This window comes from Pseudomonas sp. 14P_8.1_Bac3 (assembly GCF_025466085.1).
Classification (GTDB): domain Bacteria; phylum Pseudomonadota; class Gammaproteobacteria; order Pseudomonadales; family Pseudomonadaceae; genus Aquipseudomonas.
The window spans coordinates 14,304-27,402 of the sequence record NZ_JANLOD010000067.1 but is presented as its reverse complement, the minus strand read 5'-3'; the positions used below and the strand labels follow the sequence as shown (position 1 = coordinate 27,402).

At 60.9% G+C, this 13,099-nt stretch carries 12 protein-coding genes and 1 other RNA gene; 8 read left to right on the top strand and 5 right to left on the bottom strand.

What is annotated here, in order from left to right; genetic code table 11:
• Positions 1-139 precede the first annotated feature (139 nt).
• Positions 140-236: signal recognition particle sRNA small type (gene ffs, locus NTD84_RS22475), an RNA gene on the top strand.
• Between the two features lie 333 nt (positions 237-569).
• Here the strand turns inward: ffs and NTD84_RS22470 are convergent.
• Positions 570-884: a helix-turn-helix domain-containing protein gene (locus tag NTD84_RS22470; protein WP_262170111.1), complete on the bottom strand. Its 315-nt coding sequence runs from the start codon at positions 882-884 to the stop codon at positions 570-572.
• Positions 885-1,298: 414 nt separating this feature from the next.
• Between NTD84_RS22470 and NTD84_RS22465 the strand changes: the two genes are divergently transcribed.
• Positions 1,299-2,996 carry a putative bifunctional diguanylate cyclase/phosphodiesterase gene (locus NTD84_RS22465; protein WP_262170109.1) on the top strand — a complete coding sequence of 566 codons (1,698 nt, stop codon included), beginning with the start codon at positions 1,299-1,301 and terminating at the stop codon, positions 2,994-2,996.
• A 6-nt stretch (positions 2,997-3,002) separates the two neighbouring features.
• Here the strand turns inward: NTD84_RS22465 and NTD84_RS22460 are convergent, their stop codons facing one another.
• The gene (locus tag NTD84_RS22460; protein ID WP_262170107.1) at positions 3,003-3,749 is read right to left on the bottom strand and encodes a substrate-binding periplasmic protein; all 747 of its coding nucleotides are present in this window, start codon (positions 3,747-3,749) and stop codon (positions 3,003-3,005) included.
• Positions 3,750-3,892: 143 nt separating this feature from the next.
• Between NTD84_RS22460 and dnaX the strand changes: the two genes are divergently transcribed.
• From dnaX to NTD84_RS22435, 5 genes are all read left to right on the top strand, one after another.
• Entirely contained in the window at positions 3,893-5,941 is a 2,049-nt protein-coding gene (dnaX, locus tag NTD84_RS22455; RefSeq protein WP_262170105.1) for a DNA polymerase III subunit gamma/tau, read from the top strand.
• Between the two features lie 66 nt (positions 5,942-6,007).
• A complete protein-coding gene (locus NTD84_RS22450; protein WP_008028561.1) occupies positions 6,008-6,346 on the top strand; it encodes a YbaB/EbfC family nucleoid-associated protein in 339 nt (112 codons plus the stop codon).
• Positions 6,347-6,588: 242 nt separating this feature from the next.
• Positions 6,589-7,623, top strand: coding sequence for an NADP-dependent oxidoreductase (locus tag NTD84_RS22445; RefSeq protein ID WP_262170103.1), 1,035 nt, complete (start codon positions 6,589-6,591; stop codon positions 7,621-7,623).
• Positions 7,624-7,688: 65 nt separating this feature from the next.
• Positions 7,689-8,291 (top strand): recombination mediator RecR, encoded by a 603-nt coding sequence (gene recR / locus NTD84_RS22440; RefSeq protein ID WP_214381918.1) that lies wholly within the window; start codon positions 7,689-7,691, stop codon positions 8,289-8,291.
• Between the two features lie 102 nt (positions 8,292-8,393).
• Positions 8,394-9,542, top strand: a complete 1,149-nt coding sequence (locus tag NTD84_RS22435) for an acyl-CoA dehydrogenase family protein (RefSeq protein WP_262170098.1) — start codon at positions 8,394-8,396, stop codon at positions 9,540-9,542.
• A gap of 126 nt (positions 9,543-9,668) precedes the next feature.
• Here the strand turns inward: NTD84_RS22435 and NTD84_RS22430 are convergent, their stop codons facing one another.
• Both NTD84_RS22430 and fnr read right to left on the bottom strand, forming a co-directional pair.
• On the bottom strand, positions 9,669-10,217 hold the full coding sequence (locus tag NTD84_RS22430; protein WP_262170097.1) for an adenine phosphoribosyltransferase: 549 nt from the start codon (positions 10,215-10,217) through the stop codon (positions 9,669-9,671).
• Positions 10,218-10,294: 77 nt separating this feature from the next.
• Positions 10,295-11,029, bottom strand: a complete 735-nt coding sequence (gene fnr, locus NTD84_RS22425) for a fumarate/nitrate reduction transcriptional regulator Fnr (RefSeq protein ID WP_017337526.1) — start codon at positions 11,027-11,029, stop codon at positions 10,295-10,297.
• Between the two features lie 155 nt (positions 11,030-11,184).
• On the opposite strand from fnr, the gene NTD84_RS22420 reads away from it, so the two are divergent.
• A complete protein-coding gene (locus tag NTD84_RS22420; protein ID WP_262170094.1) occupies positions 11,185-11,664 on the top strand; it encodes a hypothetical protein in 480 nt (159 codons plus the stop codon).
• Here NTD84_RS22420 and hemN read toward each other — a convergent pair.
• Positions 11,661-13,043, bottom strand: coding sequence for an oxygen-independent coproporphyrinogen III oxidase (gene hemN / locus NTD84_RS22415; protein ID WP_262170141.1), 1,383 nt, complete (start codon positions 13,041-13,043; stop codon positions 11,661-11,663). The two genes, NTD84_RS22420 and hemN, sit on opposite strands and share 4 nt — an antisense overlap.
• Positions 13,044-13,099: the final 56 nt, after the last annotated feature.

The following is a 13,099-nucleotide window of genomic DNA, read 5'->3' as shown; positions in this document are numbered from 1 at the left end:
CCGTTGGCCAGGGTGACCCACAGACTTTGCATGTCCTTGAACGATCTCATGTTTTTTATCCAACCGAACGGTTGTAACTTCGTCTCAGACAGGTACAATGGCGCGGCTCGCCGTCAGGTGAGCGTCGTTATGGTGATCCCATCGGTCCCCCCGCAACGATTACCCGTGAACCTGGTCAGATCCGGAAGGAAGCAGCCACAGCGGGAACATTGTGTGCCGGGGTGTGGCTGGTGGGGTTGCCTCCATAACGCCCCGCGAGCCTTCTCTCGCGTCATCAATCAAAAAAACGTCTTGTTGTTCTGCCATGGATATCGTCCAAGGCGGATTTTCGTCGTCCGCATTTTAAATGCGATGCCCACGAAGTCACCTGCCACGCAAAACCTGTAGGAGCGAGCACGCTCGCGATGGACTCAAGAACACTGTGGGGTGTCAGGCGCCCAGCGTTATCGTTTTCGATCTTCGCGAGCATGCTCGCTCCTACAGGGATTTTGGGACCGCGACCGAGGCAAAAAAAAGGAGACCGACCCGTCGAATCACGACAGGTCGGCCTCCTTTTTTCGTTTCTGCCACTAAGGCTTGGACAAGGCCTGGTCAACCGCTGCAATCAGCTTTCCCAGATCCTTCGGGGTGGCTTTATGGATAACTGCGAACAGGTACGCCCGCTGTTCATCTTCATCGCCCGGCTCGGCGAAAAAGGCTTTCAGCTTTACCCCCAGCACATTGGCAAGCAGGAACAGTGCTTCCACGCTGGGGGTGTAGGTTCCGGTTTCGAAGCGGCTGATGGTTTTGGGGTCAAAACCGGTTTTTTCGCCAAGTTCAGCCTGAGTAAGCCCTGCGACCTTGCGGTGACGCCGAATGGCTGGACCCAAACTTGAAATTTGCATCGCTCAATTCCCATTTAGAATCAAGAACTTAACGATAGATTTTTGCATTAGGCAACCGCGTGATTCATCACCTTGCTTTGCAAAATGTGATGCGTTTCGTAGAATCGCCGCTCCAAAGTGGATATGGGGTGACCGGTTCTCTGAAGTTCAGCCGATAGAGGAGCGTCACTGACACGCTCCTTCACAGGTGAGCGGAAGGCCAGGTTGACTTGAAACCCTGCAAAAAATACCGAAATGGCTGTCGCGGCCCTGCATCAGGGTTTTTGAGCCTAATGGATCTTCGGCTGCCAATGGGCCATCAATCGCCGTACAGGGAGTGATCACGTGGCGTTGCGCAGTACGATTCAACACATCTCTTCCGGGCATTGTGCGCTGGTCGAGCGGCATCACCGCTAGCGACAACGAGCCTGACTCATGGATGAGAAATACCGCAGGGCCGTGGATGCCGCCGCAATATTTTCCGAAACCGATCTGAGCGGCCGGATCACCTACGTCAATGATCAGTTCTGTGCCGTGTCCGGTTACAGCCGCGACGAACTGCTCGGGCAGAACCATCGCTTGCTCAACTCTGGCCTGCACTCCGCGGATTTTTTCGCCGGCATGTGGCGCACCATCGCGCTGGGCAATGTCTGGAAAGGCGAGATCTGTAATCGCGCCAAGAACGGCAGCCTGTACTGGGTCGAAAGCACCTTGGTGCCGGTGGTAGATGAGGCCACCGGGCGGATTCACCGTTACCTGTCGATTCGTTTCGACATCAGCGAAAAACGCCAGCTGCTGCACTCCCTGCAATGGCGGGTCGGCCATGATGTGCTGACCGGGCTACCCAATCGTGCGTTTCTCTCGGATTTGCTGGATCAGGCATTGGCCTTCTCCCGTCAGGAAAACATTCCACTGGCGGTGTGCATGCTCGACCTCGACGGCTTCAAGGCGGTCAACGACGGCTACGGGCATGCCAGTGGTGATCTGTTGCTGGTGGAAGTCGCCAGGCGCTTGCGCGAGATCGTTCGCGGGGAAGATGTGGTGGCGCGGCTGGCGGGAGATGAATTCGTGCTGGTGTTGCGTTATGTACGCGATGTGCCGGAGTTGCGCGCCGCGCTGAACCGCGTGCTGGGTGCGATTTCCGCGCCGTATTCGCTGCAGGACAAGGCCCTGAATGTTTACGCCAGCATTGGCGTCACGCTGTTCCCGCACGACAACGAAGATGCCGAAACCTTGCTGCGTCATGCCGATCAGGCCATGTACGTGGCCAAGCAGAGCGGGCGCAACCGCTTTCATTTGTTCGATGTATTTCACGATCAAGAGGTCAAGGCCACCCACCAGACCGTCGAGCGGGTTCGACAGGCGTTGGCCGCCGGCGAGTTACGCCTGCATTTCCAGCCCAAGGTGAACATGCGTCGCGGCGTGGTCGTCGGCTTCGAAGCGCTGTTGCGCTGGGAACATCCGCAAAACGGCACGGTACCGGCGCGGGAGTTCTTGCCGGTGGTGGCGGAGACGGACCTGATCATCGACATCGGCGAATGGGTGATGGATCAGGTACTGCTGCAGGTGGACCGTTGGCAAGAAGCCGGGCAGGGCTGGCCGATCAGCGTCAACATTGCCGCCCGGCATTTCCAGCGGGCGGATTTCGTCGATCGACTCAAGCAGGTGCTCGCCCGACATGCCCGGGTCGCACCGCAGATGCTGGATCTGGAAATCGTCGAGTCGGTGGCCATCGAAAACATCCAGCACGTCAGCGCCTGCCTGCAGGATTGCCAGGCGCTCGGAGTGCAGTTTTCACTGGGCGATTTCGGCACCGGGTACTCGTCGTTCAGTTATCTCAAACGTTTGCGAACCCAGACCATCAAGATCGACAAGTCGTTTATCCGCGACATTCTGCACGACCACGATGACCTGGCCCTGACCACCGCGGTGATTGGCCTGGCCAAGGCGTTTGGCCGGCAGGTGATTGCCGAGGGCCTGGAAAGCATCGAGCACGGTGAACTGCTGTTGCAGCTGGGGTGCGAAGTCGCCCAGGGTTATTTCATCGCCCGACCAATGCCGGCCGCCGAGGTGCCGGGCTGGGTCGAGAATTTCGTCGCGCCGCCGCAGTGGTTATCGGGCGACTCGACCTGAGGACGTCTACAGGTGGTCGGGTTTGCCGACGTACAACCGAATGATGTCATCGATTTCCCCGGACGTTTTCATTCTCAACAAGGTCCGCAGAACCCGCTGCACCGGTACGTTCGGGTCGTTGCGCACGTAGCAGCCGACATGCTGCTCCTGTAGCACCGCGACGCCTTGCAGTTGCCGCTCGGGCAGCAGCCGTTGGTTGAACCAGTCCAGCGTCCATTGATTGCTCACGGCATAGCGATAACGTCCGGCCATGAGCTTTTCCAGCACCTGGTCCTGGTTGCGCGCATCTTCGCGGAGCAGGCGACCGGAGTCGAACAGCGGTTGCAGGGTCGGATAGCTGTAACCCAGCACCGTACCGATGGTCTGGCGCGGCAGGCTCGTCGGAGCAATGGCGGCCTCGGGCTCCTTTCGGCTGATCAATACATCGGGCTGCGTCCACAGCGGGATGCTCCAGATATAGTCCCCGGACTGGTTCGGCAGCCACGACTGCGCGGCGTAGCAACGGACGTCGACCTCGCCGTGTTCCATCGCATTCTGCACCCGCGCCCGGGGCAGCACGTGAAACTCTGCGGGCATGCCGAGCTGAGTGGCGAGGCTCAGCATCACGTCATACAAAATGCCTTGCGTCGGCTGACTGTGCTCCAGTTGCACCATCGGCATCGCCCAGCTGTCGGGCACCACAAAGCGCAACGGCGCTTCGCCAGCCGCGACGTTCAAACTCAACCCCAGCAGTGCCCCCAAGGCCAGCCGCATAAATGCTCCGGTACTGACGGAAACCCGAGCCGATAAAAGCCCCAAAGTGCATCTTAGCCAGATTAGACGAGCGCGCCGGATGCAATTTTGGCCTTGCTCCGCTAGCATTAGCCGCTTCTGTTCCTTCGTTGCGACGGTTTTCGATGAGTTATCAGGTTCTTGCACGTAAATGGCGTCCGCGCTCGTTCCGCGAAATGGTCGGCCAGACCCATGTGCTCAAGGCTCTGATCAATGCCTTGGACAGCCAGCGGCTGCACCACGCCTACCTGTTCACCGGCACGCGCGGGGTCGGCAAAACCACGATCGCGCGGATCATCGCCAAATGCCTGAACTGTGAAACAGGTATCACTTCGACACCGTGCGGCGAGTGCTCGGTGTGCCGTGAAATCGATGAAGGGCGCTTCGTCGACCTGATCGAGATTGACGCCGCGAGCCGGACCAAGGTCGAGGACACCCGCGAGCTGCTGGATAACGTGCAATACGCGCCAAGCCGCGGGCGCTTCAAGGTCTACCTGATCGACGAAGTGCACATGCTGTCCAGCCATTCTTTCAATGCGCTGTTGAAAACCCTCGAAGAGCCGCCGCCCTACGTCAAGTTCATCCTGGCGACCACCGACCCGCAGAAACTTCCCGCAACGATTCTTTCGCGGTGCCTGCAGTTCTCCCTGAAGAACATGACACCGGAACGGGTGGTCGAGCATTTGACCCACGTGCTGGGTGTCGAGAACGTGCCGTTCGAAGACGATGCCCTGTGGTTGCTCGGTCGTGCCGCCGACGGTTCGATGCGCGACGCCATGAGCCTGACTGACCAGGCGATCGCCTTTGGTGAAGGCAAGGTCATGGCGGCCGACGTGCGGGCAATGCTCGGGACCCTCGATCACGGTCAGGTCTACGACGTTCTGCATGCGCTGATCGAGGGCGACGCCAAGGCGTTGCTGGAAGGCGTGCGCCACCTGGCCGAACAAGGCCCGGACTGGAACGGCGTGCTGTCGGAAATTCTCAACGTGCTGCACCGTGTCGCCATCGCCCAGGCCCTGCCGGAAGGCGTCGACAACGGTCACGGCGATCGCGACCGGGTGCTGGCGCTGGCTCAGGCCCTGCCCGCCGAAGACGTGCAGTTCTATTATCAGATGGGCCTGATCGGTCGGCGTGACCTGCCGCTGGCGCCGGACCCGCGAGGCGGGTTTGAAATGGTCCTGTTGCGGATGCTGGCGTTCCGGCCTGCCGACACTGACGACGCACCGAGGCAGCCGCTAAAGCCAGTGGGGATCAGCCAGGCCACAGTTGATTCCGCAAATTCAGTGGCTGCCGCGCCGAGTGTTGCGCCGGTAGTCGCTGCGGCAGTTGCACCTGCGGTTGCTGCAGTTCCTGCGCCCGCGCCTGAACCCGTCGCGCCCGTTGCCGCGCCCGAGCCAGTCGCGATTGAGGCCGTCGTCGATCTGCCATGGAATGACCCGGTAGAGCCCGAAATCGTCCAACAGCCTGCCGTTGAGCCGGTGCTGGAAACCACCGGCGAACAGCCGGAATTGCCACCGATGCCGCTGCCGACCCCGGACAGCGTGGTGCCGGATGCGCCGGAGTGGGTGGCTGCGCCGATCCCCGAGCCGTCCGTGGCCGAAGTCGATGCCGCCACCCCTGGCGTCGACCTCGACGACGAGCCGCCGCTGGACGAGGACTACATCGAGCCGGACATGGATTCGGCGTACAGCTACCTCGATGAACTGGCCAGCGAACATGCCGCCGAACCGGCGCCGGAGCCCGAGCCGGAACCCGCGGCGATGCCCGCCACCGGGCTGGCGCTGCAATGGCTGGAGTTGTTCCCGAAACTGCAGATTTCCGGCATGACCGGCAGCATCGCCGCCAACTGTACGCTGATCGCCGTCGATGGCGACAATTGGTTGCTGCACCTCGATCCGGCCCACAGCGCATTGTTCAACGCTACCCAGCAACGTCGACTTAACGAGGCGCTGAACCAGTTTCACGGTCGCACGCTGACCCTGAGCATGGAGTTGATCAAGCCCGAGCAGGAGACGCCGGCCCAGGCAGCGTCGCGACGCCGCGCCGATCGTCAGCGCGAGGCCGAGGAGTCGATTCACGGTGATCCGTTCATCCAGCAAATGATGCAGCAGTTCGGTGCGGTCATCCGTAACGATACTATTGAACCTGTCGAAGCCCTGGTCAGTCAGGGCTAATAACTGAAGGCGTTCGGTCGAACAGGCCGGACACCGTTTTTATCCAAGTACGTTGAGGTGATTACCATGATGAAAGGTGGCATGGCCGGCCTGATGAAGCAGGCGCAGCAGATGCAGGAAAAAATGGCCAAGATGCAGGAAGAACTGGCCAACGCCGAAGTCACCGGTAAGGCCGGTGGCGATATGGTCACCGTGGTGATGACCGGTCGTCATGACGTCAAGCGCGTGACCATCGACCCGAGCCTGGTCGAAGGCCTGAGCGAAGACGACAAGGAAATGCTGGAGGCGGTGTTCGCCGCCGCCGTCAACGACGCCGTGCGCAAGATCGAAGCCAACAGCCAGGACAAAATGTCCGGCATGACCGCAGGCATGCAATTGCCGCCGGGCATGAAACTGCCGTTCTGATTCGCTAAAGCGCGTTGGATGGGCTAAAAAAAATGCCAGGCAGTGCGCCTGGCATTTTTGTTTCTGCCGGTTGGTGATCTAGCGTCAGCAAGCTCGCTCCCACAGGATTCAGGTGATCCCTGAGGCGCGGGCTTGCCCGCGAAGCAGTCACCTCGGCACACCTGACAAAACATCGAACCCCCCACCACCGCAAAGGTCTGCTCCCTATACCGCCAAATTCATCGATCACAGGAGACGCTCACATGCCAGACGCATTGACCCTCAACCAACGCATCGTCCTGGCGTCCCGTCCAGTGGGCGCGCCAACGCCGGAGAATTTCCGCCTGGAGCGCGAAGCGCTGCCGGACCTGACCGATGGTCAGGTGTTGCTCAAGACCCTGTTTCTGTCACTGGACCCCTACATGCGCGGACGCATGAGTGACGCGCCTTCCTACGCAGCACCGGTAGAAATCGACGAAGTGATGACCGGTGGGGCGGTCAGCCGGGTCGAGCGTTCGCTGAACCCCAAGTTCCAGGAAGGCGATATCGTCGTCGGCGCTACCGGCTGGCAGAGCCACAGCATCAGCGACGGCCGCAACGTGATTCCGGTCCCGTCCGGGCTGCCGAGCCCGTCGATGGCCCTGGGTGTGCTCGGCATGCCCGGCATGACCGCCTATATGGGCCTGATGGACATCGGCCAGCCCACGTCCGGCGAGACCCTGGTGGTCGCCGCAGCGTCCGGTGCGGTGGGCTCGGTGGTCGGCCAGGTGGCGAAGATCAAGGGCCTGCGGGTGGTCGGTGTGGCGGGCGGCGCGGAAAAATGCCGTTATGTCGTCGAAGAACTGGGGTTCGACGCCTGCATCGATCACAAGGGCGAGAATTTCGCCGACGAACTGGCGCTGGCCTGTCCCAACGGCATCGACATCTATTATGAGAACGTCGGTGGCAAAGTCTTCGAGGCGGTCCTGCCGCTGCTCAACCCCAAGGCGCGAATTCCGCTCTGCGGGCTGATCGCGTCCTACAACGCCCACGAAGCGCCGACCGGCCCGGATCGTCTGCCACAATTGCAGCGCACGTTGCTGACCAAGCGGGTGCGGATCCAGGGGTTCATCGTGTTTGACGACTACGGTGATCGCCAGCCGGAATTCGTCAGCGCCATGGCGCCGTGGGTGCGTGATGGCAAGGTGAAATTCCGCGAGGACGTGGTCGACGGTCTCGAGAATGCGCCCGAGGCGTTCATCGGTCTGCTGGAAGGGCGCAACTTCGGCAAACTGGTGGTGCGGGTCGCGCAAGACTGAGTATTTGACGCTAAAGAGGGGCGCGGGTATAAACCGCGTCTCGTTGTTTTGTCGGAATTTTCCCCATGAGCTTCAGCCCTTTGATTCGCCAACTGATCGATGCCCTGCGAATTTTGCCAGGTGTTGGTCAGAAAACTGCCCAGCGCATGGCGTTGCAGCTGCTGGAGCGTGATCGTAGCGGTGGTTCGCGCCTGGCCTCGGCATTGAGCCAGGCCATGGAAGGGGTGGGCCACTGCCGGCTGTGCCGCACGCTGACCGAAGATGACCTGTGCCCACAATGCGCCGATACCCGTCGCGACGACACCTTGCTCTGCGTGGTGGAAGGGCCGATGGATGTGTACGCGGTGGAGCAGACCGGTTTCCGCGGTCGCTACTTCGTGCTCAAAGGCCATCTGTCGCCCCTCGACGGGCTTGGCCCGGAAGCCATCGGAATTCCGCAGTTGCTGGCGCGGATCGAAGAGGCGGGCACGTTCACCGAAGTGATCCTCGCGACCAACCCCACGGTCGAAGGCGAAGCCACCGCGCACTACATTGCGCAACTGCTCAGCAACAAAGGCCTGATCGCGTCGCGCATTGCCCATGGCGTGCCGTTGGGCGGTGAGCTGGAGCTGGTGGATGGCGGGACGTTGGCGCATTCGTTTGCCGGGCGCAAGCCGATTGCCCTGTAGCGTATGAGCGAACGCGCTGCGGTCCCGCTGATTTACACAATCCTGTTGAAAACCAAGCAAGCGCTCGGTTAACGTCGCTGAACCCCTCAGTGGAGTTCGCCGATGCCTGCTTTCCAGGAATACTTCGACCCCAGCCACCAATTGGTCCGCGACAGCGTCAGACGTTTCGTCGAGCGCGAGATTCTTCCGGACATCGACCAGTGGGAAGAAGCCGAAAGCTTTCCTCGGTCACTGTATTTGAAGGCCGGGGCGGCGGGCCTCCTGGGCATCGGTTACCCCGAGGCGCTGGGCGGCAGTCATGACGGCGATTTGTTCGCCAAGATTGCCGCCAGTGAAGAATTGATGCGTTGCGGTTCCGGCGGCCTGGTCGCGGGGCTTGGCTCGCTGGATATCGGCCTGCCGCCGATCCTCAAGTGGGCCCGGCCTGAGGTGCGTGATCGCGTGGTGCCGCCCGTCCTGGCCGGCGAGAAGATCAGCGCCCTGGCCATCACCGAGCCCAGCGGCGGGTCCGATGTGGCCAACCTGCAAACCCGTGCCGTGCGCGACGGCGACGTTTACCGAGTCAACGGCAGCAAAACCTTTATCACCAGCGGAGTCCGCGCGGATTATTACACCGTCGCGGTGCGCACTGGCGCGCCCGGCTTTGGCGGCATCAGCCTGTTGCTGATCGAGAAGGGTACGCCCGGCTTCACGGTCGGCCGGCAGTTGAAGAAAATGGGCTGGTGGGCGTCGGACACGGCTGAATTGTTTTTCGATGATTGCCGCGTGCCAGCGGGCAATCTGATTGGCGCCGAGAACATGGGCTTTGCCTGCATCATGGGCAACTTCCAGAGCGAGCGCCTGGCCCTGGCGCTGATGGCCAACATGACCGCGCAACTGGCGCTGGAAGAGAGCTTGAAGTGGGCGCGCCAGCGCGAAGCGTTCGGCAAACCCATCGGCAAGTTTCAGGTGCTCAAGCATCGCCTGGCAGAAATGGCCACGGCGCTGGAAGTGTCACGGGAGTTCACCTACCGCCAAGCCGCGAAGATGGCGGCGGGGCAGAGTGTGATCAAGGAGATTTCCATGGCCAAGAATTTCGCCACTGACACGGCGGACCGGATCACCACCGATGCGGTGCAGATACTGGGTGGTCTGGGTTACATGCGCGAGAGCCTGGTGGAGCGGTTGTACCGGGATAACCGGATTCTGTCGATTGGCGGCGGGACGCGGGAAGTGATGAACGAGATCATCAGCAAGCAGATGGGGCTTTGAGGCAGGCGTCGTTGCGGCTGACGTCTTCGCGGGCAAGCCCGCTCCCACAGTTGATCGAGTTGTCCGAGCGGACGCGATCTAATGTGGGAGCGGGCTTGCTCGCGAAGAGGCCCTTGTAGACGCAGCTTATTTATCAGTCAGGGCAAACCGCGTCAGGCAAAACGTCGGAATCCCCATGTCTTCCAGACGCTGCGACCCGCCCAGCTCCGGCAAATCAATAATCGCCGCCGCTTCATGCACCCGCGCACCCATGCGTCGAATCAGGTTGGCCGCCGCGATCAGCGTACCGCCGGTGGCGATCAGGTCATCGAACATCACCACCGAATCGCCTTCACACAGGCTGTCGGCATGCACTTCGAGGAAGGCTTCGCCGTATTCGGTGGCGTAAGCCTCGGCCAGTACGTCCGCCGGCAGTTTGCCTTGCTTGCGGAACAGCACCAGCGGCTTGTTCAGCTGATAAGCCAGCACCGAGCCAATCAGGAAGCCACGTGCATCCATGGCGCCGATGTGGGTGAAGTCGGCTTCGACATAGCGGTGGGCGAAGCTGTCCATCACCAGGCGCAGGGCCGTGGGCGACTGGAACAAAGGGGTGATGTCGCGAAAGATCACACCCGGTTTCGGGAAGTCCATCACCGGGCGGATCAGGGATTTGATGTCGAAGGAGTCGAAGACCATCGTCGAGGTGTCCTGGCAGGCTGCAAACGTCGCAGTATAACGGCGGCTGAACCGTTTCGCTCAGCCCCCCTGTCGCCTCAACCTTCGATCGAGCCACCGGCCAGGGCGCAGAGCTGGATCGGGTCGAGGATGTGGATTTCCTTGCCTTCGGCGGCGATCAGTTCGTTCTGCTGGAAGCGTGTGAATACCCGCGATACGGTTTCCACCGCCAGGCCCAGGTAATTGCCGATTTCGTTGCGCGACATGCTCAGGCGGAACTGGTTCGCCGAGAACCCGCGGGCACGGAAGCGCGCCGACAGGTTGACCAGGAACGTAGCGATGCGCTCGTCGGCAGTCTTTTTCGACAGCAGCAACATCATTTGCTGATCGTCACGGATTTCGCGGCTCATCACGCGCATCAACTGACGGCGCAGTTGCGGCAGTTGCAGCGCCAGCTCATCGAGGCGCTCGAACGGAATTTCGCAGACTGAGGTGGTTTCCAGCGCCTGCGCCGACACCGGATGCTTCTCCGTATCCATACCCGACAGCCCGACCAGTTCACTTGGCAAATGGAAACCGGTGAGCTGCTCTTCACCGCCGTCGCTCAGGCCGAAGGTCTTCAACGCGCCCGAACGCACTGCATAAACGGAATCGAAAACGTCGCCCTGGCGGAACAGGAATTCACCCTTTTTCAACGGGCGGCCACGTTTAACGATCTCATCCAGCGCATCCATGTCTTCCAGATTCAGAGAAAGTGGCAGGCAGAGGGGGGCCAGGCTGCAATCCTTGCAATGAGCCTGGTTATGAGCGCGCAGTTTGACTGGCTCGGACATTTCTTAAATCCTTGTGGGAAAACACACATAAGACGTAAGGGTAACCCACTGGGCGACATTCAGGCCAGTGCTGTGCCGAATTGTCACATCGCAGTCAAGGGCCGCCATTAGCGGCCGATAACCCGGCATCCGCATCGATCCAAGGTACTCGCTCCATGGCCACCATCGGCGTGCTAAACCCCAGCAACAGTGGCGTGCAGAGCCTGCATGAGCCTTCCAGCGCCTCGGCCGGCGAAGACTCGGCCCTCTCGGCAAATCCGGTGAGTTCGCCGATAGTGGAAGGGATCAAGGTGTCGTTATCCGGCGCCGGTTTGACCAAGGCTGCCGGCGTCCATGGCGACAACAAGGACATCGAGGAAAGCAACCTGCCGGAAAACATCAAACAGATCCTGATCATGCTTCGACGCATACAACAGCAGGTCGCCGAGAAACGCGCGCGGATGCAAGCCGTGATGGCCGACAAACGCCTCTCGGTCGAAGAGCGCCGGGCCAAGCTCATCGCGCTGCAAGCCGCTGTCGACGCCCTCAATGGCGGCCTGATCACGGCCAACATGGCCCTGTCCAAAGCCACGACTCAGTCAAACCTGACCCCTGAGCAAGTGCTGAAGACTGCCTCCCTGGCGATGAAAAGCTAGATCACCCGCGAGAACCGCTGTCGGTTCTGTTGTTCAAGGTAGGCGTCGAAGACCATGCACACCGAACGCACCAGCAAGCGTCCGGCGGGCAGTACGACGATCCGTTCGTTGCTCAGTTCGATCAGCCCGTCCACGGCCATGCGCTGCAATGGCGGCCACAACTCACCGAAGTAGCCACGGAAATCGATGTTGAACGCCTGCTCGATCTCGGCGAATTCCACGTTGAAACTGCAAATCAGTTGCTGAATCACCGCCCGCCGCACGCGGTCGTCGCTGTTGCACACCAAGCCGCGGCTGGTGGCCAGTTGTGTGGAGGCCAGGGCATTTTGGTACTGGTTCAAGTCACTGCTGTTCTGGCAGTAGAGGTTGCCGATCTGACTGATGGCCGACACGCCCAAGCCGATCAGATCGCAATGGCCGTGGGTGGTGTAGCCCTGGAAATTGCGTTGCAAGGTCGACTCTTCCTGGGCCATCGCCAGCTCATCGTCGGGCAACGCAAAGTGGTCCATGCCGATGTAGCGGTAGCCAGCCGCGGTCAGTTGTTCGATGGTGCGCTGGAGCATGTCGAGTTTCTGCGCCGGCGTCGGCAAATCGTCGCTGTTGATGCGCCGCTGCGGCATGAAGCGCTCCGGCAGGTGCGCATAGTTGAACACCGACAACCGATCCGGTTGCAGGTTGATGACTTCCTCGACGGTGCGGGCGAAATTTTCCGGCGTCTGCCTGGGCAAGCCGTAGATCAGGTCGATGTTGATCGAGCGGAATTGCAGCGTGCGGGCCGCGTCGATCACTGCGCGGGTTTCTTCAAGGCTTTGCAGGCGATTGACCGCCCGTTGTACCGCCGGGTCGAGGTCTTGCAGGCCGATGCTGACCCGATTGAAACCCAGTTCACGGAGCAGGCCCATGGTCGACCAGTCGGCCTCGCGCGGATCGATCTCGATGCCGTAGTCGCCGCTGTCGTCGTCCAGCAGGTGGAAGCTTTTGCGCAGTTGCGCCATGAGCTGACGCAACTCGTCGTGGCTGAGAAAGGTCGGCGTGCCGCCGCCAAAGTGCAATTGCTCGACCTTTTGTGCCGGGTCGAGGTGGCAGGCGACCAATTGGATTTCCTGCTCCAGGCGCTGCAGATAGGGGAGGGCGCGGCCGCGATCCTTGGTGATGACTTTGTTGCACGCGCAGTAGTAGCAAATGTTCGCGCAGAACGGCACGTGCACGTACAGCGACAGCGGACGCAGGGCTTTGCGGCTTTGCCCCAAGGCGTGGAACAGGTCGAACGTGCCGACATGACCGTCGAACTGCACGGCGGTCGGGTAGGAGGTGTAGCGCGGTCCCGCCAGGTCATAACGGCGGATCAGATCGGTATCCCAACGAATGGCGTCGAGCATCATGCGGGCATTCCCCCGGATAGGCTGGCAGTGTCAGCGAGTCTATGGGGGGCGGC